Origin of the sequence: Bradyrhizobium sp. USDA 327, assembly GCF_041262065.1 — a bacterium.
Taxonomy (GTDB): Bacteria; Pseudomonadota; Alphaproteobacteria; order Rhizobiales; family Xanthobacteraceae; genus Bradyrhizobium; species Bradyrhizobium liaoningense.
In genome coordinates this window covers 8,005,036-8,028,586 of the sequence record NZ_JBGCCW010000001.1, presented here as the reverse complement: position 1 = coordinate 8,028,586, position 23,551 = coordinate 8,005,036, and the positions used below count along the sequence as shown (strand labels likewise).

Annotated in this window: 19 protein-coding genes; 10 read left to right on the top strand and 9 right to left on the bottom strand. The window is 64.5% G+C overall.

Going from position 1 to position 23,551, the window contains the following annotated elements:
- Positions 1–215: 215 nt before the first annotated feature.
- The 8 genes from glpK to ABIA42_RS37820 all read right to left on the bottom strand — a co-directional run bounded on the left by glpK (position 216) and on the right by ABIA42_RS37820 (position 11,313).
- Entirely contained in the window at positions 216–1,721 is a 1,506-nt protein-coding gene (gene glpK / locus ABIA42_RS37855; RefSeq protein WP_370115925.1) for a glycerol kinase GlpK, read from the bottom strand.
- Between the two features lie 301 nt (positions 1,722–2,022).
- Positions 2,023–2,415: an endonuclease domain-containing protein gene (locus tag ABIA42_RS37850; protein ID WP_370115926.1), complete on the bottom strand. Its 393-nt coding sequence runs from the start codon at positions 2,413–2,415 to the stop codon at positions 2,023–2,025.
- A 108-nt stretch (positions 2,416–2,523) separates the two neighbouring features.
- A complete protein-coding gene (locus ABIA42_RS37845) occupies positions 2,524–3,297 on the bottom strand; it encodes an SDR family NAD(P)-dependent oxidoreductase (protein WP_370115928.1) in 774 nt (257 codons plus the stop codon).
- Between the two features lie 193 nt (positions 3,298–3,490).
- On the bottom strand, positions 3,491–4,633 hold the full coding sequence (pimD, locus tag ABIA42_RS37840) for a pimeloyl-CoA dehydrogenase small subunit (RefSeq protein ID WP_370115929.1): 1,143 nt from the start codon (positions 4,631–4,633) through the stop codon (positions 3,491–3,493).
- Positions 4,634–4,816: 183 nt separating this feature from the next.
- The gene (gene pimC / locus ABIA42_RS37835; protein WP_370115930.1) at positions 4,817–6,007 is read right to left on the bottom strand and encodes a pimeloyl-CoA dehydrogenase large subunit; all 1,191 of its coding nucleotides are present in this window, start codon (positions 6,005–6,007) and stop codon (positions 4,817–4,819) included.
- 149 nt (positions 6,008–6,156) lie between these two features.
- Complete coding sequence (locus ABIA42_RS37830) at positions 6,157–7,344, bottom strand: acetyl-CoA C-acyltransferase (protein WP_370115932.1); 1,188 nt, start codon at positions 7,342–7,344, stop codon at positions 6,157–6,159.
- Complete coding sequence (gene pimA / locus ABIA42_RS37825; RefSeq protein WP_370143729.1) at positions 7,341–9,023, bottom strand: dicarboxylate--CoA ligase PimA; 1,683 nt, start codon at positions 9,021–9,023, stop codon at positions 7,341–7,343. The genes ABIA42_RS37830 and pimA overlap by 4 nt, the downstream gene beginning before the upstream one ends.
- Before the next feature lie 193 nt (positions 9,024–9,216).
- A complete protein-coding gene (locus ABIA42_RS37820) occupies positions 9,217–11,313 on the bottom strand; it encodes a 3-hydroxyacyl-CoA dehydrogenase NAD-binding domain-containing protein (RefSeq protein ID WP_370115933.1) in 2,097 nt (698 codons plus the stop codon).
- Between the two features lie 130 nt (positions 11,314–11,443).
- Between ABIA42_RS37820 and ABIA42_RS37815 the strand changes: the two genes are divergently transcribed.
- The 10 genes from ABIA42_RS37815 (at position 11,444) to ABIA42_RS37770 (ending at position 22,783) form a co-directional block, all read left to right on the top strand.
- Positions 11,444–12,310: an IclR family transcriptional regulator gene (locus ABIA42_RS37815; RefSeq protein WP_271529905.1), complete on the top strand. Its 867-nt coding sequence runs from the start codon at positions 11,444–11,446 to the stop codon at positions 12,308–12,310.
- Between the two features lie 66 nt (positions 12,311–12,376).
- Complete coding sequence (locus tag ABIA42_RS37810; RefSeq protein ID WP_028179414.1) at positions 12,377–13,174, top strand: ABC transporter ATP-binding protein; 798 nt, start codon at positions 12,377–12,379, stop codon at positions 13,172–13,174.
- Positions 13,171–13,884, top strand: coding sequence for an ABC transporter ATP-binding protein (locus ABIA42_RS37805; RefSeq protein ID WP_025033919.1), 714 nt, complete (start codon positions 13,171–13,173; stop codon positions 13,882–13,884). The genes ABIA42_RS37810 and ABIA42_RS37805 overlap by 4 nt, the downstream gene beginning before the upstream one ends.
- A gap of 13 nt (positions 13,885–13,897) precedes the next feature.
- Positions 13,898–14,776: a branched-chain amino acid ABC transporter permease gene (locus tag ABIA42_RS37800; RefSeq protein ID WP_194389995.1), complete on the top strand. Its 879-nt coding sequence runs from the start codon at positions 13,898–13,900 to the stop codon at positions 14,774–14,776.
- A 2-nt stretch (positions 14,777–14,778) separates the two neighbouring features.
- Positions 14,779–15,798, top strand: coding sequence for a branched-chain amino acid ABC transporter permease (locus tag ABIA42_RS37795; RefSeq protein WP_271529825.1), 1,020 nt, complete (start codon positions 14,779–14,781; stop codon positions 15,796–15,798).
- A 38-nt stretch (positions 15,799–15,836) separates the two neighbouring features.
- Positions 15,837–17,072 carry an ABC transporter substrate-binding protein gene (locus tag ABIA42_RS37790; RefSeq protein WP_370115935.1) on the top strand — a complete coding sequence of 412 codons (1,236 nt, stop codon included), beginning with the start codon at positions 15,837–15,839 and terminating at the stop codon, positions 17,070–17,072.
- Positions 17,073–17,189: 117 nt separating this feature from the next.
- A complete protein-coding gene (locus ABIA42_RS37785; protein ID WP_370115936.1) occupies positions 17,190–18,416 on the top strand; it encodes an ABC transporter substrate-binding protein in 1,227 nt (408 codons plus the stop codon).
- 255 nt (positions 18,417–18,671) lie between these two features.
- Positions 18,672–19,901 (top strand): ABC transporter substrate-binding protein, encoded by a 1,230-nt coding sequence (locus ABIA42_RS37780; protein ID WP_370115937.1) that lies wholly within the window; start codon positions 18,672–18,674, stop codon positions 19,899–19,901.
- 175 nt (positions 19,902–20,076) lie between these two features.
- Positions 20,077–21,306, top strand: coding sequence for an ABC transporter substrate-binding protein (locus ABIA42_RS37775; protein ID WP_370115939.1), 1,230 nt, complete (start codon positions 20,077–20,079; stop codon positions 21,304–21,306).
- 193 nt (positions 21,307–21,499) lie between these two features.
- Positions 21,500–22,783, top strand: a complete 1,284-nt coding sequence (locus tag ABIA42_RS37770) for a glycerate kinase (RefSeq protein ID WP_370115940.1) — start codon at positions 21,500–21,502, stop codon at positions 22,781–22,783.
- Between the two features lie 242 nt (positions 22,784–23,025).
- Here the strand turns inward: ABIA42_RS37770 and ABIA42_RS37765 are convergent, their stop codons facing one another.
- Positions 23,026–23,550: an NADH-quinone oxidoreductase subunit B family protein gene (locus tag ABIA42_RS37765; protein WP_271529830.1), complete on the bottom strand. Its 525-nt coding sequence runs from the start codon at positions 23,548–23,550 to the stop codon at positions 23,026–23,028.
- Position 23,551: the final 1 nt, after the last annotated feature.

The following is a 23,551-nucleotide window of genomic DNA, read 5'->3' as shown; positions in this document are numbered from 1 at the left end:
CATCCCGAGAAATGCGAGAACTGTCGCTACACGCTCCGTTGTCGTCCCGGACAAGCGAGCATAGCGAGCGTTGACCATAGCCACAGGGAGTGGTTTGGCGAAGACTGGTCGTTCGGGATTGGCTCTGCCTGTTATCGACAGACCTCGCGGTATGGGTCCCTGCGCCCGTGCGCAATTGCGCACTAGGCAGGGACGACCCGGCGAGAGAGCCGTGCCTACCCCTCCCCCTCGTCGCTCGCCAGCACGCCCTTCACCGCCCTTGCCCAACCCGCCAGCTTTCGCTCGCGCGTCGCCTGGCTCATGTTCGGCTTGAAGCGGTGCTCGAGGCGCCAGTTGTCGGCGAACTTGGTCGGCTCGGGATAAACGCCGGCATTGAGGCCGGCGAGGTAGGCGGCGCCCAGCGCCGTGGTTTCCTGAATGACGGGGCGATCGACCGGGGCGTCCAAGAGATCGGCGAGGCGCTGCATGGTCCAGTCCGAGGCGGTCATGCCGCCGTCGACGCGGAGCACGACGCTGGCGGTTTCCGAGCTCGGCCAGTCCGCGCGCATCGCGGCCCAGAGGTCGTAAGTCTGGTAGCAGACGCTTTCGAGCGCGGCATGGGCGAGCTCGGCCGGGCCGGTGTTGCGGGTGAGGCCGAACAGCGCGCCGCGGACGCGCGGATTCCAGTAGGGTGCGCCCATGCCGACGAAGGCCGGGACGAGATAGACGCTCTGCATGGAGTCCGACTGATCGGCAAGAGGTCCGGTCTCGGCGGCGTGCTTGATGATGCCGAGGCCGTCGCGCAGCCATTGCACCGCCGAGCCGGCGACGAAGATGGAGCCTTCCAGCGCGTAGGTGCGTTTGCCGTCGAGCTGGTAGGCGACGGTGGTGAGCAGCTTGTTCTTCGACACCACCGGCGTGGTGCCGGTGTTGAGCAGCGCGAAGCAGCCGGTGCCGTAGGTGGACTTCATCATGCCCGGGCGGAAGCAGGCCTGGCCGATGGTGGCGGCCTGCTGGTCGCCGGCGATGCCGGAGATCGCGATGGCGCCGCCGAACAGGTCGGGCGTGCTCTCGCCGAACCGGGCGGAGGAATCCTTCACCTCGGGCAGCATCGAGCGCGGCACGCCGATGATCTCCAGCAGCTCGTCGTCCCACTGGCCGGTGTGGATGTTGAACAGCAGCGTGCGCGAGGCGTTGGTGGCGTCGGTGGCGTGCACCTTGCCGCCGGTGAGGCGCCAGAGCAGGTAACAATCGACGGTGCCGAACATGAGCTCGCCGCGCGCGGCGCGCGCCCGGGCGCCGGGGACGTGGTCCAGGATCCAGGCGACCTTGGTGCCGGAGAAATAGGGATCGATGATCAGGCCGGTCTTCTGCGAGATCACCGGCTCGCGGCCTTCTGCCTTGAGTTTCGCGCAGATGTCAGCGGTGCGGCGGTCCTGCCAGACGATGGCGCGGTGCACGGCCTGGCCGGTGGCGCGGTCCCACACCACGGTGGTCTCGCGCTGGTTGGTGATGCCGATCGCGGCGATGTCCTTGGCGGTGATGCCGGCCTGCGCGATCGCCTCGCGGCAGACCATCACCGTCGAGGTCCAGATGTCCTCCGGCTCGTGCTCGACCCAGCCCGAGGCCGGAAAGTGCTGCGGGAATTCGGCTTGCGCTTTGGCCGCGATGGAAATATCGCCGCGAAACACGATCGCGCGCGAGGAGGTGGTGCCCTGGTCGATGGCGAGGACGAAAGACATGGCGGCTTACCTTGGCGTTTTCCCTGCGGAGGATCATTGTGTCGCGCCAAAGAAACGGGATTGCCAGCAAGAGGTCAAGGTGGCCGACCTACCCTCCCCTGGAGGGGGAGGGTCGATCGCGCGAAGCGCGAGCGGGGTGGGGTGAAGCCACAACGGCGGTCTCACATTCGTTTCAGAAGGCCCTTTGACACGCGTTCAGAACCACCGCATTCGCGGATGGTCTGTCACCCCACCCCGCTGCGCATTGCATGCGCAGCGACCCTCCCCCTCCAGGGGAGGGTAAAAAAGAGGCGCTCGAACGTCATGTTCGACGATGCTTCAAAGGTGTGGCTTCCGCCTCACGCGATCCGTACAGCTCGACATAGATCCGTTCGAGCACGGCGGTCAGGTCGGTCATGATCTCCGAGTTCCAGAAGCGGATGACGCGATAGCCTTCGTTCTCGAGCCAATGTTGGCGTTCGAGATCACGTTTGGCTGTGTCGTCCTCGTTGTGGTGGCCGCCGTCGAGCTCGATGATGAGGCGCTTGGCTGGACAGAAGAAGTCAACGATGTAAGGGCCGATCGGCGCCTGACGGCGGAAGTGCGAGCCTTCGAGCGGAAGCTCCTTGAGGGCACACCACAGGATGCGCTCGTGGGGCGTCGTATTCGCTCTCAGCTTCTTTGCGGCGGCGCGTCGGATCGATGTTGAGACCATTGCTGTGGCTTCACCCCACCCCGCTCGCGCGTTTGCGCGAGCGACCCTCCCCTGGAGGGGGAGGGTAAGGGAAGCGCAGCGTCGGTGCAATTGCACGTCGTGAGAGGCCTACACTGCCGCCGTCGTCACGCCGCCGTCGATGACGATGGTCTGGCCGGTCATGAAGCTCGACGCATCGGAGGCGAGATAGGCGACCGCGCCGGCGATTTCGTCGGGCTCGCCGATGCGGCGAAGCGGCGTGGTGGCGGTGCGGCGCTTGAGGTTGGCTTCGTCTTCCCACAGCGCGCGGGCGAAATCGGTCTTGACGAGGCCGGGCGCGATGCAGTTGACGCGCACGCCCTTCGGGCCCCATTCGCCCGCGAGCGAACGGCACAGCGCGAAGTCGGCGGCTTTCGAGATGCCGTAGGCGCCGATCACGGTGGAGCCGCGCAAGCCCCCGATCGAGGAGATGATGACGACGGAGCCTTTGCCGCGCTCGGCCATCTGCGGGATCGCGAGCGCGGAGAGCCAGATGTTGCTCTTGACGTTCGAGCCCATGATCTTGTCGAAGGCTTCATCGGTGATGTCGAGCAGCGGGCCGTAATACGGGTTCACGGCGGCGTTGCAAACGAGGATGTCGATCTTGCCGTAGTGCTTCGTGGCACCCGCGATCAGCGCCTCGACCTCGCTCTTGCGCGCGATGTTGCAGGGGATGACGATGGCGTCACCGCCGGACGCGTTGATGCCGTCGGCGACTTCCTTGCAGGCCTCAAGCTTGCGCGAGGAGACCACGACCTTGGCGCCGAGCCTGGCAAGAAGTTCGGCGGAGGAGCGGCCGATGCCGCGGCTGGAGCCGGTGACCAAGGCGACCTTGCCGGTGAGATCGAACGGGGTGTTTTTCATGGGTGTTGGGCTCCCTCTTCTATTTCGTGCTCGCCTGCTCCGTCATGGCCGGGCATAGCCGTCTGAAGGACGGCGTCGCTTCCGCTCGCCTATGTCCGACCATCCACATTTCTTCCTTGCCGCCAAGACGTGGATGCCCGGGACAAGCCCGGGCATGACGATCTTTGTGCGGCTGCCGTCTCGCGCCAGGTGACTAGATCAACCCGCCCGCATCGGCGACGCGGCGCTGGTGATACTCGGTGTCGCCGAACGTGTTCTCGATCATGGTGAGGCGCTTGAAGTAGTGGCCGATCTTCGCCTCCATGGTCATGCCGATGCCGCCGTGGAGCTGGATCGACTGCTGGCCGACGAATTTCAGCGACTTGCCGATCTGCACCTTGGCCGCAGCGATCGCATTCGTGCGCTCCTTGGCGTCCTCGAAATCACCCGCCATGGTCGCGAACATCGACATCGAGCGCGCCTGCTCGGCGGCGACGAACATGTCGGAGGCGCGGTGCTGCAGCGACTGGAACGAGCCGATGGCGACGCCGAACTGCTTGCGCGTCTTGATGTACTCGACCGTGGTCTTGAGCGACTCGTCCATCAGGCCGACCGCCTCGGCGCAGAGCGCAACGCGGGCTTCGTCCACCACGCGCTCGATCAGCGCGAGGGAGTCCTCGGGGTTGCCGAGCAGGGCGTCGGGACCGACCTCGACACCGGTGAAGGTGATGTCGGCGGCATGCAGGCCGTCCTGGGTCGGATAGCCCTTCTTGGCCACGCCCTTGGCGTTCGCCGGGACCAGGAACACGCCGATGCCGCTCTTGTCACGGCGATCGCCCTTGGTGCGCGCGGTGACGATGAGGGTGTCGGCGTTCTCGCCGTTGAGCACGACGAACTTCTCGCCGTCGATGATCCAGCCATCGCCCTTCTTCTTCGCGGTCGTCGAGACGTCGAAGAGATCGTAGCGCGAGTTCTTCTCGAGCTGGGCGAAGGCGAACGTCTTGCTGCCGTCGATGATGCCCGGCACATGCGCGGCCTTCTGCGCATCGGTGCCGGCATGGCGCAGGAAGCCGCCGCCGATCACGACCGTTGCGAGATAGGGCTCCAGCACCAGCGCCTTGCCGAGCGCCTCCATCACGATCATGGTCTCGACGCCGCCGCCGCCGAAGCCGCCATCGGCCTCCGCGAAGGGCAGGCCGAGCAGGCCCTGCTCGGCGAGCTTGAGCCAGACCGTTTTGCTCCAGCCGCCCTTCTCCTTCATGTACTTCTTGCGCTGCTCGAAATCGTAGGAATCGGTCAGCAGGCCGTCGATGCTTTCCTTGAGAAGCCGCTGCTCCTCGGACAGATCAAAATCCATTTCTTTGGTTCCTTGTACCCGGACTTATCTAACTTCGTCATTCCGGGATGGCCCGAAGGGCCAGGCCCGGAATCCATTTCGCCTCAGCGTATGCGGCCCGATGGATTCCGGGTTCGCGACTTCGTCGCGCCCCGGAATGACGGTGGAATATTGCCCTCCCCGCCGTCGCGGAGAGGGGGCAGATCACAGCCCCAGCACCGCCTTGGCGATGATGTTGCGCTGGATCTCGTTGGAGCCGCCGTAGATCGAGACCTTGCGGTTATTGAAGTAGCTCGGCGCGATCTGGGCGGTCCAGTCCATGGCTTCGTTGGAGCCGTCGTCGCCGTGCTCGTCGTAGGGTGCAGCGAACGGGCCGATCACTTCCATCAGCAGCTCGGTGGTGGTCTGCTGGATCTCGGAGCCCTTGATCTTCAGCACCGAGGACGCCGGGTTCGGCTTGCCCTTGCCGTGCTTGCCTTCGTCGGCGACGACGCGGAGCTGGGTGAGCTCGAGCGCCTTCAGCTCGATCTCGCAGGCGGTGAGCTTCTCGCGGAACGCCGCGTCCTGGATGATCGGCTTGCCGCCGGATTCGACCTTGGAGGCGAGTTCCTTGATGCGGCGGATGCGCTCCTTGGAGACGCCGACGCGGGCGATGCCGGTGCGCTCGTTGCCGAGCAGGAATTTCGCGTAATCCCAGCCCTTGTTCTCCTCGCCGATCAGGTTCTCGATGGGCACCTCGACGTCGTCGAAGAACACCTCGTTGACCTCATGGCCGCCGTCGATGGTCTGGATCGGGCGCACGGTGACGCCCTTCGACTTCATCGAGAACACGATGAAGGAGATGCCCATCTGCTTCTTGGCGTTGTTGTCGGTGCGGCAGAGGCAGAAGATCATGTCGGCGTGCTGGGCCAGCGTGGTCCAGGTCTTCTGGCCGTTGATGATCCACTTGTCGCCCTTGCGCTCGGCCTTGGTCTTGAGCGAGGCGAGGTCGGAGCCGGAGCCGGGCTCGGAGAAGCCCTGGCACCACCAATCGTCGACATTGGCGATGCGCGGCAGGTACTTCTTCTTCTGCTCCTCGTTGCCGAAGGTGTAGATGACCGGACCGACCATGCTGACGCCGAAGGCGAGCGGCTGCGGCGCCGGGTGAGCCTGAAGCTCCTCGTTGAAGATGTAGTGCTGCACGGCGGTCCACCCGGTGCCGCCATATTCCTTCGGCCAGTGGCTGACGCCCCAGCCCTTCTTGTTGAGGATGCGCCACCAATTCACCATCTCGTCCTTCGAGAGGTGGCGGCCCTCGACCAGCTTGCGCCGCGTATCCGGCGGCACGTTGTCGCGGAAGAACTGCCGCACTTCCTCGCGAAACGCCTGCTCTTCTTTCGTGAATGCGAGATCCATCGGATCCTCCTGTGAGCGATCTTGTTCTTACCAAACCCGCCGTCATTCCGGGATACGCCGTAAGGCGCAGGCCCGGAATCCATATCCCCGACTGGTGGTTATGGATTCCGGGCTCGCCGCTTCGCGGCGCCCCGGAATGACAGAAACATCTACTGCAGCACCTCGAACAATCCCGCCGCGCCCATGCCGCCGCCGACGCACATGGTGACGACCGCGTATTTCGCCTTGCGGCGGCGGCCTTCGATCAGGGCGTGGCCGGTGAGGCGCGCGCCCGACATGCCGTAGGGATGGCCGACCGCGATCGCGCCGCCATCGACGTTGATCTTCTCGGGGTCGATGCCGAGCTTGTCGCGGCAATACAGCACCTGCACCGCGAAGGCTTCGTTGAGCTCCCACAGGCCGATGTCGTCGACGCTGAGGCCGTGGCGCTTGAGGAGGCGCGGCACCGCGAAGACCGGGCCGATGCCCATCTCGTCCGGCTCGCAGCCGGCGGAGACGAAGCCGCGGAAGATGCCGAGCGGCTTGAGGCCCCGCCTGGCGGCTTCCTTGTCGCTCATGATCACGCAGGCGCTGGCGCCGTCGGAGAGCTGGCTGGCGTTGCCGGCGGTGACGGTGAAACCGTCGCCGCGCACGGGCTTGAGGCCGGCGAGGCCCTCAGCGGTGGTCTCGGGGCGCGGACCTTCGTCCTGCGACAGCGTGACCTCCTTCATCGACACGGCGCCGGTCGCCTTGTCGGTGACGGCCATCTGCGTGGTGATCGGGGCGATCTCGTCCTTGAACTTGCCGCCCTGCTGCGCGGCGGCGGTGCGGCGCTGGCTCTCCAGCGAATATTCGTCCTGGCGTTCGCGCGAGATGCCGTAGCGCTTGGCGACGACTTCCGCGGTGTCGATCATGGGCATGTAGACCTCGCCCTTGATCTTGAGCAGCGCGGGGTCCTGGGCGTGGAAGCCGTTCATCTTGTCGTTCTGCACCAGCGAAATCGACTCGCCGCCGCCGCCAACCGCGATCTCGACGCCGTCGAAGAGCACCGAACGCGCGGCCAGCGCGATGGCTTGAAGACCGGAGGCGCACTGCCGGTCGATGGTGGTACCGGCGACGGTGACGGGCAGGCCGGCGCGCAGCAGCGCCTTGCGCGCGATGTTGCCGCCGGTCGCGCCCTGCTGGAGGGCTGCGCCCATCACGACGTCCTCGATCTCCTTCGGGTCGACCTTGGCGCGCGCGACGGCCTCGCCGATGGCGTGGCCGAGCAGGGTTGCCCCCTCGGTGGCATTGAGCGCGCCGCGATAGGCCTTGCCGATCGGGGTGCGGGCGGTGGAAACGATGACGGCGTCGGTCAAGAACGGACTCCTGATGCGGTTTTGGTGGATTGTGACGGTTTCTGCTGCTGGCGCAATTCGTGGCGCGACAATTTTCCGACCGGCGTGCGCGGCAGATCGTCGACGAACTCGACCTCGGCCGGCAGTTCGTGCTTGCCGAGCTTGCCATTGAGCTGCGCGCGCAGCTCGTCGAGCGAGAACGGCTTTGCGCCGGGCTTCAGCTTGATGAAGGCCTTTGCGGCTTCGCCGCGGTACTGGTCGGGGATGCCGAGCACGATCACCTCGTGCACGCCTGATATGGTGTAGATCGCCTGCTCGATCATCTGCGGATAGACGTTGAAGCCGCCGGAGATGATCATGTCCTTCTTGCGGTCGACCAGGAAGAAATAGCCGTCGGTGTCGACATAGCCGATGTCGCCGGTGAGGAAGCGGCCGTCGACGAAGGCATCCGTGGATCCTTCCGGCCTGTTCCAGTAGCCTCCAGTGACGTTCGGACCCTTGATGCGGATCTCGCCGACTTCGCCCGGCGGCAGCACGCGCCGGGGATCGTCGAGCGCGACGACGTCGAGCTCGATGCCGGGCAGCATCAGCCCGATCGAGCCCGGCTTCTCGGGACCGTCAGGCGGGTGGCCGGTGCCGGGCGAGCAGGTCTCGGTCATGCCCCAGCCGCTGCGCAGCTTCTTGCCGACCTTGCGCTCGAAGAAATTCGCGATCTCGACCGGCAGCGGCGCGCCGCCGGAGCCGATGGTGGCGAGCGAGGAGAAGTCGCGCTTGTCCAGATCAGGCAGCGCGGCGATCGCGATCCACATCGTCGGCACGCCCGGAAAGTAGGTCGCGCGCTTGACCTCGATGTCGCGCATCACGGCCTCGACGTCGAAGCGCTGGTGCAGCGAGATCAGATTGCCGCGGCTGAGCGAGGACAGGAGCACGACGGTGAGCGCGTAGATGTGGAACAGCGGCAGCACGCAGATCACGCGCTCGATGGCATCGCCACGCGCTACGCGCGACGGCTTGCCCCAGACGTCGTAGATCGACACCGCCGCGGTGAGATTGCCGTGCGTGAGCATCGCGCCCTTGGGCAGGCCGGTGGTGCCGCCGGTATATTGCAGCAGCGCGACGTCGGCGGCGGTCACTGTCGGCCATTGCGCCGGCGCGATGGCACCCTCGACGAAGGTCTTGAAGGTCACGATACGGGGATCATCGGGGATCATCGCCTGCGGCGTGCCGATCTTGCCCCAATGATCGTCCTCGCAGACGACCAGGCGGTCGATCAGCCCCTTCTCAAGGAATTTCAGCGCGGTCGGCAGCAAGGCCTGGAGGTTCGAGGTGACCAGCAGGCGCGAGCCGGAGTCGGAGACCTTGTGCGTCAGCGCGATCTCGCCGTCGAGCGGCGAGAGGTGCGCGACCCGGGCGCCGGCCTTGAGCGCGCCGAAGAAATTGACGGGATGGTCCGGCGTGTTGCCGAGGAACAGCGCGACGGAAGAGCTCCTGCCGATGCCGGCGCGCAGGAACGCCGCTGCCGCGCGCTCGGCCTGAGCTGCGAGCTCGGTGTAGCTGATCGGACGGTCCCGGAACTCCAACGCGGTGCGCGGGCCGTACTCGGCGGCGGCCTTCGACAGGAGATCCGGGAGCGTGCCCTGGACGATGGGATCGTCCCAACGCACGCCCTCGGGGTAAAACTGTTCGCCGGGATGGGTCATGAATGGTCTTGATTGCAGTGAGGCGGGCAAACTGCCCAGGCTCCCTTCCCCCTTGTGGGGAAGGGTTGGGGAAGGGGGTGGCCACAAACGCTGGTGCCCGGGGCTACCCCCCTCCCTGCCCCTCCCCCACAAGGGGGGAGGGAACGGAGAGAGCGTTGCCCGGAGCGAGACATCGCGGCCACGGCGCCCTTGATCACGCCGCCTTCGACGCCGCCGCGAGCGAGGCGAACGTCTTGCCTTCGGCGGCGAGCTTCTTCAGCAGCGGGGCGGGCTCGAGGCTCGGGTCGTTGGTCTCCTTGGCGTAGAACGACAGGCGATCGGCGATGTGCTTGAGGCCGACGCTGTCGGCCCAGTACATCGGACCGCCGCGGTAGATCGGCCAGCCATAGCCGTAGAGCCAGACCACGTCGATGTCGGAGGGACGCGCCGCGATGCCCTCTTCCAGGATCTTCGCGCCCTCGTTGATCATCGGATACATCATGCGCTCGAGGATCTCCTCGTCGCTGACGACGCGCTTCTTGCGGCCGAGGCGCAGCAGCGTCTCGTCGATCAGCTTCTCGACTTCAGGGTCGGGCAGCGGAGCGCGGCTGCCGGCTTCGTACTTGTAGTAGCCCTTGCCGGTCTTCTGACCGAAGCGGCCGGCTTCGCACAGCGCGTCCGCGATCTCCGACTTGATGCCGCGGTCCTTGCGCGAGCGCCAGCCGATGTCGAGGCCGGCGAGGTCGCCCATCGCGAACGGGCCCATCGGCATGCCGAACTTGGTGACGACGGCATCGACCTGCTGCGGCAGAGCGCCTTCGAACAGCAGCTTCTCGGACTGCTTGCCGCGCTGGGCCAGCATGCGGTTGCCGACGAAGCCGTCGCAGACGCCGACCACGGCCGGCACCTTCGCGATCTTGCGCGCGATCGTGACGGCCGTCACGAGCGCGTCCGGCGCGGTCTTGTCGGCACGCACGATCTCGCACAGCTTCATGACGTTGGCCGGCGAGAAGAAGTGCATGCCGAGCACGTCCTGCGGACGCTTGGTCGACTTCGCGATCTCGTCGATGTTCAGGTACGAGGTGTTGGAGGCGAGCACCGCGCCCGGCTTGGCGTACTGGTCGAGCTTGCCGAACACCTCCTTCTTCACCGCCATGGTCTCGAACACGGCCTCGATGACGAGGTCGGCGTCGCCGACATTCTCGATGCCGACCTTGCCGTCGATCAGCGCCATGCGCTTGGCGGGCGCGTCCGCCGGGATGCCGCCGCGCGCCGCGGTCGCTTCCCAGTTCTTCTGCATGACGCCCATGCCGCGCTTGAGCTGCTCCTCGGCGGTCTCGATCAGCGTGACCGGGATGCCGGCATTGGCGAACGACATCGCGATGCCGCCGCCCATGGTGCCGGCGCCGAGAATGGCGACACGGTTCACAGGGCGCGACTTGGTGCCTTCGGGGACGCCCGCGATCTTGGCGGCTTCGCGCTCGGCGAAGAACGCATAGCGCTGCGCCTTGGACTGGTCGCTGGCGACGAGCTTCAGGAAGCCCTCGCGCTCCTTCTTCAACCCTTCGTCGAACGGAAGGTCGATGGCACAGCCGACGGCATCGGCCGCCGCGAACGGCGCTTCCAAGCCGCGCGACTTCTTGGTCATGGCGGCGACGGCATTGGTGAAGATCGAGCGGTCGGCCTTGGCGGCCGCGAGCTTGGAATCGTCGTCGCGCAGGCGGCGCAGCGGGCGCTTCTCGGCCAGCAGCTTGCGCACGAAGGCTTCGCCGCCCGAGGCCGGCCCCTCGACGATCTCCTCGATCAGGCCGTTCTTCAGCGCTTCGGCGGCGCCGATCGGGTCGCCGCCGACGATCATCTTGACTGCGAGCTCAGGCCCGACCGCGCGCGGCAGGCGCTGGGTTCCGCCGGCGCCCGGCAACAGGCCCAGCTTCACCTCGGGCAGGCCGAGCTTGGCCTCCTTCACAGCGACACGGAAATGACAGGCGAGCGCGACCTCGAGGCCGCCGCCGAGGGCGGTGCCGTGGATCGCGGCAACGACGGGCTTCGGCGAATTCTCGATCTCGGACAGCACGTCGTTGAGGGCCGGCGGCTTCGGCGGCTTGCCGAATTCGGTGATGTCGGCGCCCGCGATGAAGGTGCGGCCGGCGCAGGTCAGCACGATGCCCTTGATGGCGGGATCGGCGATCGCGGCCTTGATGCATTCCAGAATGCCGCCGCGGACCGCGGCACTCAGCGCATTGACCGGCGGGCTGTTGACCGTGACGATGCCGACCTCATCATGACGCTCAAGCTTGACCACTTCGCTCACGGTGTCCCTCCTTGGTGGGGATTTGCTTTTATTCGATTTCGCGGTGCGGAATTTAATTCCGCATCTTGACGGCAGGGTTATTTTGAAGCACGGACGTTGTCAACGACTCCGCGCAAGAAGCAGATCAGGGATGAAGCGTACAGGAAAGAAGACTGCGACCGATCGGAATTTCGTCGTCGCGCTTTCCCGCGGACTGGATGTATTGCGCGCGTTCCAACCCAATGACGGCCTGCTCGGCAATCAGGAGATTGCGGCGCGCACCAATCTGCCCAAACCGACCGTGTCGCGGCTGACCTACACGTTGACTAGGCTCGGCTATCTGACGCCGGTTCCCCGCTTCGAGAAGTACCAGCTCGCACCCGCAGCGATGTCGCTCGGTTACGCGGCGTTGGCCAATCTGGGCGTTCGGCACTTGTCGGAGCCGTTCCGCGAGGAAGTGATGCGCGCGACCGGCGGTGCCGTCGCCGTCGGCGGCCGCGACCGTCACAGCATGATCTATTTCGGGCAGAGCCGCGGCAGCGAGACGGTCGGCGTTCAACTTGACGTCGGCTCGCGCGTGCCGATTGCAACCAGTGCGATGGGCCGCGCCTATTTCTGGGCGCTCGACGACGAGGGTCGCGCTGAAGTGTCGCGCATTCTGCGCGAACATTACGGCAGCCGCTGGCCGAAGATGCGCGAAGGATTGGAACGTTCCGGCGAAACGGTCGCGAAATACGGTTTTGCGATTTCGGTCGGCGACTGGCACGACGACATCGGCGCGGCCGGCGTCGCGCTCAAGCTCAACGACGGAACCGGACCTTACGCATTCAATTGCGGCGCGCCGGCATTCCGCTTCACGGAAGAGCGTTTGATCAACGACATTGGACCGCGCCTGCTGGCGATGGTAAGGAACATCGAAGCGGCGCTCGGGGGTCTGATGCCGCATTCAAAAAAAGACAACAGCAAAAAGCTGAAATCAGGAGGAAAAGTTGCGCGTGTGGCCGAGGGGTTCAGATAGCCTTTGTCATCATCGGGAGCGGTTTGCATCGCCCCATCGCTCACTGAACGACGTGAGCGAGACGAGATGACGCAGGCACAGCTCGCGCGGGGGACATCGCCCCTGCTCGCGGTTCGCGACGTCAGCGTCGTGTTCGGCGGCATCATCGCGCTCAACGGCGTGTCCTTCGACATGCACAAGGGCCAGATCCTTGGATTGATCGGCCCCAACGGCGCCGGCAAGACCACGCTCTTCAATTGCCTTTCGCGGCTGTATCAGCCGTCGTCCGGCGACATCCTGATGGACGGCGTCAGCATCCTGTCGCGGCCGCCGCACCGGATCGCCGAGATCGGCATCGGCCGAACCTTCCAGAACGTGGCGCTGTTCCCGAATTTGTCGGTGATGGACAACGTCCGCGTCGGCGCGCATTCGAAGACCTCGAGCGACATCATCAGCGACTCCCTGAGGCTTGCCTGGGTCCGGCGCAGCGAGACCAGCGTCAACAAGAAGGTGCACGAGATCCTCGCCTATCTCGACCTCGAGGACGTCGCCCACACCATCGTCTCCGGCCTGCCCTTCGGTACGCAGAAGCGGGTCGAGCTGGCGCGCGCGCTCGCGGCCGATCCGAAGATCCTGCTGCTCGACGAGCCTGCCGGCGGCCTCAACCACGAGGAAGTCTACGTGCTCGGAGCTCTCATCCGCCGCATTCGCGACGAGCGCCACATGACCGTGCTCCTGGTCGAGCACCACATGGGCCTCGTGATGTCGATTGCCGACCACGTCGTCGCGCTGAATTTCGGCAAGAAGCTCGCGGAGGGGACGCCCGCCCAGGTGCAGGCCGACCCCGACGTCATCAAGGCGTATCTCGGGAGCAAGGACCAATGACGACACTGCTCAACGTCAAGGACCTGCGCGCCTATTACGGCCAGGTCCAGGCACTCCATGGCCTGTCCTTCTCGCTCAACGAGGGTTCCCTGGTGACGCTGCTCGGTGCCAACGGCGCCGGCAAGACCACGACGCTGCGCGCGATCTGCAACATGGTGCGCTCGACCGGAGCGATCGAGTTCGAAGGCAAGCCCCTGAACAACCGCTCCACCGAAAGCATCGTGCGGTTCGGCATCGCCCACGTGCCGCAGGGCCGCGGCACCTTCACCACCATGACGGTGGAGGAGAACCTCCAGCTCGGCGCCATCACCCGCAAGGACAGCGCCGGCATCGTCTCCGACATCGAACGCATGTACGCCCACTTCCCGGTGCTGAAGCAGCGGCACACCCAGGTGGCCGGCACGCTGTCCGGCGGCGAGCAGCAGATGCTCGCGGTCGCCCGCGCCCTGATGCTGCGGCCGCGGCTGATGCTGCTCGACGAGCCGTCCTTCGGCCTCGCGCCGCTGGTGGTGCGCGATCTGTTCGGCATCCTCGGCAAGATCAACCGCGAGGACAAGGTGTCGATCCTGGTGGTCGAACAGAACGCCCAGCTGGCGCTCGAACTCGCCGACCAGGCCTATGTGATCGAGACCGGTCGGATCGTGATGTCGGGCAAAGCCAAGGACATCGCGAACAACGAAGAAATCCGCAAATCCTATCTGGGTTACTGAGGGAGCCGGGACAATGGAACTGTTCACCAACCAGGTCCTGGCCGGCATCGCCACGGGCGCGATCTACGCCTGCATGGCGCTCGCGGTGGTCATGATCTACCAGGCCATCGACCATCTCAATTTCGCGCAAGGCGAGATGGCGATGTTCTCGACCTTCATCTCCTGGCAGCTGATGCAGTGGGGCGTGTCCTATTGGGCCGCCTTCCTGATGACGCTGGCATTCTCCTTCGTCGCCGGCATCGCGATCGAGCGGATCCTGTTCAAGCCGCTCGCCAAGGCGCCGGTTCTGACCAACGTCGCCGGCTTCATCGCGCTGTTTGCGATCATCAACTCCTCCGCCGGCCTGATCTGGGACTTCACCATCAAGCAGTACCCGACCCCGTTCGGCTCCTCGCCCTTTCTGGGCAGCCAGCTGATCTCGACTCACCAGGCCGGCATGATCGGCGTCACCGTGCTGCTCTTGCTCGGCCTCTACTTCTTCTTCCAGTACACGCGGATCGGCCTTGCGATGCGCGCGGCCGCCTCGGTGCCTGAATCGGCCCGTCTCGTCGGCATCAACACGAGCTGGATGATCGCACTCGGCTGGGGCATGGCGACCGCGATCGGTTCGATCGCCGGCATGCTGATCGCTCCGGTCGTGTTCCTCGAGCCCAACATGATGGGCGGCGTCCTGATCTACGGCTTCGCCGCGGCGGTGCTCGGCGGATTGAGCAGCCCGTTCGGTGCCGTGGTCGGCGGCTTCCTGGTCGGCGTCTTCGAGAACCTCGCCGGCACCTACATCCCCGGCGTTGGCAACGAGCTGAAGCTCCCGATCGCGCTCGCGCTGATCATCTCCGTCCTGGTCGTCAAACCCGCTGGCCTGTTCGGCCGGCACATCGTCAAGCGAGTTTGATCATGAGCGCTGCAGAAGAAGTCGTCGCCGAAGGCCACCAGGCGGTCGAGGCCGTTCCGAAGCGCGCCATGACGCTGGGCACCGGCACCTCGCTGGTGGTGCTGGCGGCGCTGTTGGTCGTGCCGATGTTCGTCAAGAACTTCATCATCTTCCAGATGACGATGCTCCTGATCTACGGGCTCGCCGTGCTGGCGCTCAACATCCTGACCGGCGGCTCCGGCCAGTTCTCGCTCGGCCAGAGCGCGTTCTACGCCGTCGGCGCCTATACCTCGGCGGTGTTGATGGAGCACGCCAACATCAACTACGCGCTGACCATTCCGATTTCCGCCGCGATCTGCTTCGGCTTCGGTTACCTGTTCGGCAAGCCGGCGCTGCGGCTGTCCGGCGTCTATCTCGCGCTCGCGACTTTCGCGCTCGCCACTGCGATGCCGCAGCTCTTGAAGCTGAACTTCCTCGAGCACTGGACCGGCGGCGTGCAGGGCCTCGTCGTCACCAAGCCGGACGCACCGTTCGGCCTGCCGATGTCGCAGGATATGTGGCTGTACTACTTCACGCTCGCCGTGACGATCGCGATCTACATCTTCTCGGTGAACCTGCTGCGCTCCCGCTCGGGGCGCGCCTTCATGGCGATCCGCGACAACGAGATCGCGGCCTCCTCGATGGGTGTCAACGTCGCGCTCTACAAGACTCTGGCTTTCGGGGTGTCCGCCGGCATCACCGGCGTTGCCGGCTCGCTTGGCGCCATCGCCGTGCAATTCGTCGCGCCCGACAGCTACACCATCACGCTCGCGATCTCGCTGTTCCTCGGCATGGTGGTCGGCGGCGTCGGCTGGCTGCCCGGCTCGTTCGTCGGTGCGGCCTTCATCATCTTCGTGCCGAACATGGCGGAAAGCATCTCCAAGGGCCTCTCCGGCGCGGTGTTCGGCGTGCTGTTGTTCCTCGTCATCTACCTCGTGCCGCATGGCGCGAGGCAGATCGCGGTCCTGGGCCAGCAACTTGTCGGCAAGCTCAGGAAGAACTGAAAACTCTCAAGGACTGTTGTTTAACCAAGGAGACCCAATTGCTTTTCGGAAGAACACTGCGAGCCGCCGCGCTGGTCACGGCAACGGCGGCCGTCACCCTCACCTCCGGCGCTGCACTCGCCCAAAAGAAATACGACACCGGCGCGTCCGATACCGAGATCAAGATCGGCAACATCATGCCGTACAGCGGTCCGGCCTCGGCCTATGGCATCATCGGCAAGACCGAAGAAGCCTATTTCAGGATGGTCAACGACAAGGGCGGCATCAACGGTCGCAAGATCAACTTCGTAACCTATGACGACGGCTATTCGCCGCCGAAGGCCGTCGAGCAGGTCCGAAAGCTGGTCGAGAGCGACGAGGTGCTGGCCGTCTTCAACCCGCTCGGCACGCCCTCGAACACAGCGATCCAGAAATACCTCAACGCCAAGAAGATCCCGCAGCTGTTCGTCGCCACCGGCGCGACCAAGTGGAACGATCCGAAGAACTTCCCCTGGACCATGGGCTGGCAGCCCTCCTACCAGAGTGAAGCGCACATCTACGCCAAATGGCTGATGAAGGAGAAGCCGGACGCCAAGATCGCGATCCTCTATCAGAACGACGATTTCGGCAAAGACTACCTCAAGGGCACCAAGGACGGTCTCGGCGCGAAGGCCTCGTCCATGATCATCATGGAAGAGAGCTACGAGATCTCCGAGCCGTCGATCGACGGTCACATCGTCAAGATCAAGGCGGCCAATCCCGACGTGCTCCTGATCTACACCACGCCGAAGTTCGCGGCCCAGACCATCAAGAAGACCGCCGAGCTCAGCTGGAAGCCGCTCCAGATCCTCACCAACGTGTCGATCTCGGTTGGCAGCGTGATGAAGCCGGCCGGCTTCGAGAACGCGCAGGGCGTGTTGTCGGCAGCCTATGCCAAGGACTCCACCGACCCGCAGTGGGCCAACGATCCCGGCATGAAGAGGTGGAACGAGTTCGTCGACAAGTACATGCCGGGTGCCGACAAGTCCGACACCAGCATGGTCTATGGCTACGGCGCCGCGTCGACCCTGGCCAAGGTGCTGGAAATGTGCGGTGACGATCTCACCCGTGCCAACCTCATGAAGCAGGCCGCGAGCCTGAAGGACTTCGCGCCGGACACCCTGCTGCCCGGCGTCAAGATCAACACCAGCGCCACCGACTTCGCCCCGATTGCGCAGCTTCAGATGATGCGCTTCAAGGGCGAGAAGTGGGAACTGTTCGGCGAGATCATCAGCGGCGATATCGCCTCCGAGTGACACGCTGACGCGACCATCCAACGTAAACGGCCCCCGCGGGCAACCGCGGGGGCTTTTTGTTGACGGCGGGCATCAATCTTGTTCAATGCGACCGATCCGCCCCGAGGAAGGAGAACAATGGTCGCCGTTCGTTTCCAGGTTGCGTCCCTCTGGGTTGCGCTCGCCTTGTGCACTGCAATGAGCAGCGAAGTGCAGGCGCAGAAGAAATACGACAACGGCGCTTCCGATACCGAGATCAAGATCGGTAACATCATGCCCTATAGCGGGCCGGCCTCCGCCTATGCCTCGATCGGCAAGGCCGAGGAAGCCTACTTCAACAAGATCAACGCCGAGGGCGGCATCAATGGCCGCAAGATCAAGTTCATCTCCTATGACGACGCCTATTCGCCGCCGAAGACGGTGGAGCAGGCGCGCAAGCTGGTCGAGAGCGACGGGGTGCTGCTGATTTTCGGCTCGCTCGGCACCTCCACCAATAGCGCCATCCGCAAATACATGAACGAGAAGAAGGTGCCGCAATTGTTCGTGGCGAGCGGCGCTTCGAAATGGAACGATCCCAAGCAATATCCCTGGACCATGGGCTGGCAGCCGAACTACGCGAGCGAGGCGCGCATCTACGCCAAATACGTCATGAAGGAGAAGCCGGACGGAAAGATCGGTGTGCTCTACCAGAACGACGATTTCGGCAAGGACTATCTGAACGGGCTGAAGGAGGGCCTCGGCGCCAAGGCTTCGATGATCGTGCTGGAAGAGCCCTACAGCACGTCGGAACCGGCGATCGACGAGCACGTGGTCAAACTGAAAGCCTCCGGCGCTGACGTCTTCATCAGCATCACCACACCGAAATTCACAGCGCAGGGCATCAAGAAGGCGGCGGAGATCAACTGGCATCCGGTCCACATCATCTCGAACGTCTCGGCCTCGGTCGGCGGCGTGATCGAACCGGCCGGGCTCGAGATCTCGCAAGGCATCCTGTCGGCGAGCTACACCAAGGACGGCTCCGATCCGCAGTGGAATGCCGATGACGGCATGAAGAAATTCTACAACTTCCTCGCCCAGTATGACCCCAAGGCCAACAAGCTCGATGCAGGCGTCGTGTTCGGCTATGCCGCCGCGCAGACCATGGTGAAGGTGCTGCAGATGTGCGGCGACGATCTCACCCGCGAGAACATCATGAAGCAGGCCGCCAGCCTGAAGGACTTCGAACCCGATACGCTCTTGCCCGGCATCAAGATCAATACCGCGCCGGACAATTTCGCTCCGATCGAACAGCTCCAGATGATGCGGTTCAAGGGCCGGAAATGGGAGCTGTTCGGCGACGTCATCTCGAGCGACGTCGGCCACTGACCGCCGCGACGGCTCAATTCAAGATAGCCGCTTCTTCGTAAAGCAACTAAAGCGGCGGCTTGGCGGCACGAAATCTCACGCGCCGGAATATTCCAGCATCGTCTTCGACGAGAATCGCCCACCCCGCGACGCTTATGCGGGGCGTTCTTCTTGCTGAGGGCCGTGGATAGGTATTGAATGCGCGATGGAGCGAGGAGCAACCATCGCCCCCAACAAGAACAATCGACACATTCAAACCTTCCCAGGGAGATCAAGATGCCTGCAATGCATGTGCGATTGGGGGCCTTCTCGGCTGCCCTCGTGCTGGCTGCCGCTCTTTCCACGGCAGCATCCGCGCAGAAGAAATACGACACCGGCGCATCCGACACCGAAATCAAGATCGGCAACATCATGCCCTACAGCGGACCCGCCTCCGCCTACGGCGTGATCGGCAAGACCGAGGAGGCCTATTTCCGCAAGATCAACGCCGAAGGCGGCATCAACGGCCGCAAGATCAATTTCGTCACCTATGACGACACCTACTCGCCGCCCAAAACGGTGGAACAGGCGCGCAAGCTCGTCGAAAGCGACGAGGTGCTGTTGATCTTCAACTCGCTGGGCACGCCGCCCAACACGGCGATCCAGAAATACATGAACTCGAAGAAGGTGCCGCAGCTGTTCGTCGCCACCGGCGCCACCAAGTGGAACGATCCGCAGAACTTCCCCTGGACCATGGGCTGGCAGCCCAACTACCAGATCGAGTCGATCATCTATGCCAAGTACATCCTGAAGAACCATCCGAACGCCAAGATCGCCGTGCTCTATCAGAACGACGACTACGGCAAGGACTATCTGAAGGGGTTCAAGGACGGGCTCGGCGCCAAGGCCGCCTCGATGATCGTCATTGAGGACAGCTACGAAGTCTCCGAGCCAACCATCGATTCCCACATCGTGAAGATGAAGGCGACGGGCGCGGATATCTTCTTCAACGTCACCACGCCGAAATTCGCGGCGCAGGCCATCAAGAAGAACGCCGAGATCGGCTGGAAGCCGCTGCATTTCCTCAACAACGTCTCGGGCTCGATCGGCAGCGTGATCAAGCCGGCCGGCTTCGAGAACGCCCAGGACATCATCTCGTCGCAATACTTCAAGGACCCGACCGACGCGCAGTGGAAGGACGACAAGGCGATGATCGCCTGGAACGAATTCCTGGACAAGTACTATCCGGAAGCGAACCGCGCCGACGCCTCGGTGATGTACGGCTATATCGTGAGCCAGGGCCTCGTGCACGTGCTCAAGGCCTGCGGTGACAATCTGACCCGCGAAAACATCATGAAGCAGGCGGCCAGCATCAGGGATTTCGAGCCTGCGGGGCTGTTGCCGGGCATCAAGGTCAACACGTCGGCCTCCGATTTCGCGCCGCTCTCGCAGCTGCAACTGATCCGCTTCAAGGGCGAGCATTGGGAGCGATTTGGCGAGGTCCTGAGCGGCGACGTCGGCGGCTAACCTTAACCAGCCGCTAAAGATATCATCCCAATCGACTAAAGACGCAGCCCCTGCGGCCTTGCCGCAGGGGCTTTTCCTTGAAGCTTCCGGGCAAATCGTATTGAATTGCGGTCGCGTCGCCAAAAAACGAGACAAGAAAAGGGACGCACACACCAAGAAGAATAGGGAGATTGGAATGCCTGCTGTCACCGGCAAACTCGCGGCCGCGTCATTGGCGCTCGCGCTCATTGCGGCTTCGACCTCAACTGCATCGGCCCAGAAGAAATACGATACCGGCGCGACCGACACCGATATCAAGATCGGCAACATCATGCCCTACAGCGGACCGGCCTCCGCCTACGGCATCATCGGGCGCACCGAAGCCGCCTATTTCAAGAAGATCAACGACGAAGGCGGCATCAACGGCCGCAAGATCAATTTCATCTCCTACGACGACGCGTACTCACCGCCGAAGACGGTGGAGCAGGCCCGCAAGCTGGTCGAGAGCGACGAGGTGCTGCTCGTCTTCAACTCGCTCGGCACGCCGCCGAACACGGCGATCCAGAAATACATGAACTCGAAGAAGGTGCCGCAGCTGTTCGTCGCCACCGGCGCCACCAAGTGGAACGATCCGCAGAACTTCCCCTGGACCATGGGCTGGCAGCCCAACTACCAGAGCGAGACGCAGATCTACGCCAAATACATCCTGAAGGAGCTGCCCAACGCCAAGATCGGCGTGCTCTACCAGAACGACGATTACGGCAAGGACTACCTGAAGGGCCTGAAGGACGGGCTCGGCGCCAAGGCCGCAAGCATGATCGTGCTGGAGGAAAGCTACGAGACGTCGGAGCCGACCATCGACAATCACATCGTCAAGCTGAAGGCGACCGGCGCCGACGTCTTCATCAACATCACCACGCCGAAATTCGCGGCGCAGGCGATCAAGAAGAATGCCGAGATCGGCTGGAAACCGATCCACTTCCTCAACAACGTCTCCGCCTCGGTCGGAAGCGTGATCAAGCCGGCAGGGTTCGAGAACGCGCAAGGCATCATCTCCGCGGCCTATCTGAAGGACACCACCGACGCGCAATGGGCCAATGACGCGGGCATGAAGGCGTTCCTCGACTTCATGACGAAGTACTTCCCCGAAGGCGACAAGACCGACGGCGGCACGATCGTCGGTTACGGCGTCGCGCAGACGCTGGTCCAGGTGCTGAAGAACTGCGGTGACGACCTCACGCGCGCGAACGTCATGAAACAGGCCGCGAGCCTGAAGGACTTCCGCACCGAGGCGCTGCTGCCCGGCATCAAGATCAACACGTCGGCGACCGATTTCGCCCCGATCAGCTCGCTGCAGCTGCAACGCTTCAAGGGCGAGCGATGGGAGCTGTTCGGCGACGTGATCAACGCCGAAGCCGGCGGCTAGCTGGCGCCTGAAACGCACGACGAGAAGCCCCCTGCGCCGGCCGCGCAGGGGGCTTTTGCTTGCGCGGGGATTTTGATCACGCGATTGCACAATCGAATGATGGTGCAGGCCGCTTACGCTTTGGCGCACGATGCGGTAGGCAGTTGGCCGGCAACCTCATCGCCGCCACTTCAGTCTGCCGAAGGCCATCGTCATGACCGACCGACGTCCCCTGCTCCGCGCGCTCTACGACGCCGCCGTTGCTGCCGCCCATCCGAATACGATCCTGGCGCCGCATCTGCGTCCCGCGCCCAGGGGACGCGTGATCTGCCTTGCCGCCGGCAAGGGCGCAGGCGCGATGGCCGCGGCGGCCGAGCGGCACTATCTCGACGCGCTCGAGCTCCCGCCGGAGCGGCTGGTCGGCATCGCCACCACGCGCCATGGCTACGGCGTGCCGACCCGCCGCATCCGCGTGATCGAGGCCGGGCATCCCGTGCCTGACGAAGCCGGCTTGAAAGGCGCGGCCGACACGCTCGCGCTCGCGGGCGAGGCCGGGCCTGACGATCTGCTCCTGGTGCTACTCACCGGCGGCGGCTCGGCCAACTGGATCGCGCCGGCGAACGGCGTCAGCTTCGCGCAGAAGCAGGCGGTCAACAAGGCGCTGCTGCGCTCGGGCGCGCCGATCGGCGAGATGAACATCGTCAGGAAACATCTGTCGCGCATCAAGGGCGGGCGGCTGGCGCGCGCCGGCAGGAACGCCGCCGAGATCGTCACGCTCGCGATCTCCGACGTGCCGCATGACGACCCTTCCGCGATCGCCTCCGGTCCCACCGTGCCGGATCCGACGACGCTGGCGGATGCGCGCGCGATCGTGGCCAGGTACAAGCTCGACATCGACGATGCGGTGCGCCGCGCGCTCGACGATCCCGCCAATGAAAGCTGCAAACCGGGTGACGCGGCCTTCGGGCGCGCGACTTTCGAGCTGATCGCGCGGCCCAAGCAGTCGCTCGACGCCGCAGTGAAGCTGGCGCGCGCCTCCGGTTACGAGACCATCGATCTCGGCGCCGATCTCGAAGGCGAGGCGCGCGAGGTCGCCGCCGATCACGCCAGGCTGGCGCTCGAGGCGCGTGCGCAAGGCAAGCGCATCGCCATCCTCTCCGGCGGAGAGCTCACGGTCACCGTGCGTGGCCAGGGGCGCGGCGGACCGAACCAGGAATACGCGCTGGCGCTCGCCGGCCTGTTGCAGGACACGGCCGGCATCTCGGCACTCGCCGGCGACACCGACGGCGCCGACGGCGGTGCCGGCAACCCCACCGACCCTGCCGGCGCGCTGATCGACGCGGCAACCTTCGCAAGGATGAAGGCGCAGGGACTGCAGCCGCAAGCCTATCTCGACAACAACGACGCGACCTCGTTCTTCGAGGCCACGGGGGATCTGCTACAGCCGGGGCCGACGCTGACGAACGTGAACGATATCCGGGTGATCCTGGTGGATTGAGAGGTGCTCTGTCCGGCGTCGTCTCCGCATTTGGGCACCAGTTCGACTACAACACCACTGGATTGCCCGCGGACGCGGGGAATCCGGCAAGCAGCGGCTTCTCCGTATCCTCGCGCTGTCTCTGAAATACTGGATCGCGCGCCCCAGCGCCGCAAGTGCGCACAAGGCGGGCGATGACAGCGGGAGTGCGGCGAGCGCACCCGCTGGCCCGGAATGACGGAGTATGTGGGTGCGGATGCGGCTTACCGCTTGCCGCTGACGTGCTCCAGCAGCGCGAGCAGGCCCTTCAGCAACTCCATCGGAGACGGCGGGCAGCCCTTGATGTGCAGATCCACCGGAACGGTCTCCGATACGCCGCCGACGCAGGCGTAGCTGCCTCTGAAAATGCCGCCATCGATCGCGCAGCCGCCGACCGCGACGACCCATTTCGGATCGGGTGTCGCGTTGTAGGTCCGCTCCAGCGCCTGTCGCATGTTCTTCGTCACGGGACCCGTGACCAGCAGCACGTCGGCATGGCGTGGCGAGGCGACGAAGCGCAGACCGAAACGTTCGATGTCGTAGAAGGCGTTGGCAAGCGCGTGGATCTCCAGCTCGCAGCCGTTACAGGACCCGGCATCGACCTCGCGGATGGCAAGAGAACGCCCGAGCCTGGCCCGGGCGGCGCGGTCGACTTTCGTTGCAAGCTCCGCCAGCGCCGAATCGTCCGGCGTCGGCGCGGGCTCCGTCAGCGAACCATGGGTGAGGCTTTCGAGCAGGGTCTTGCGCATG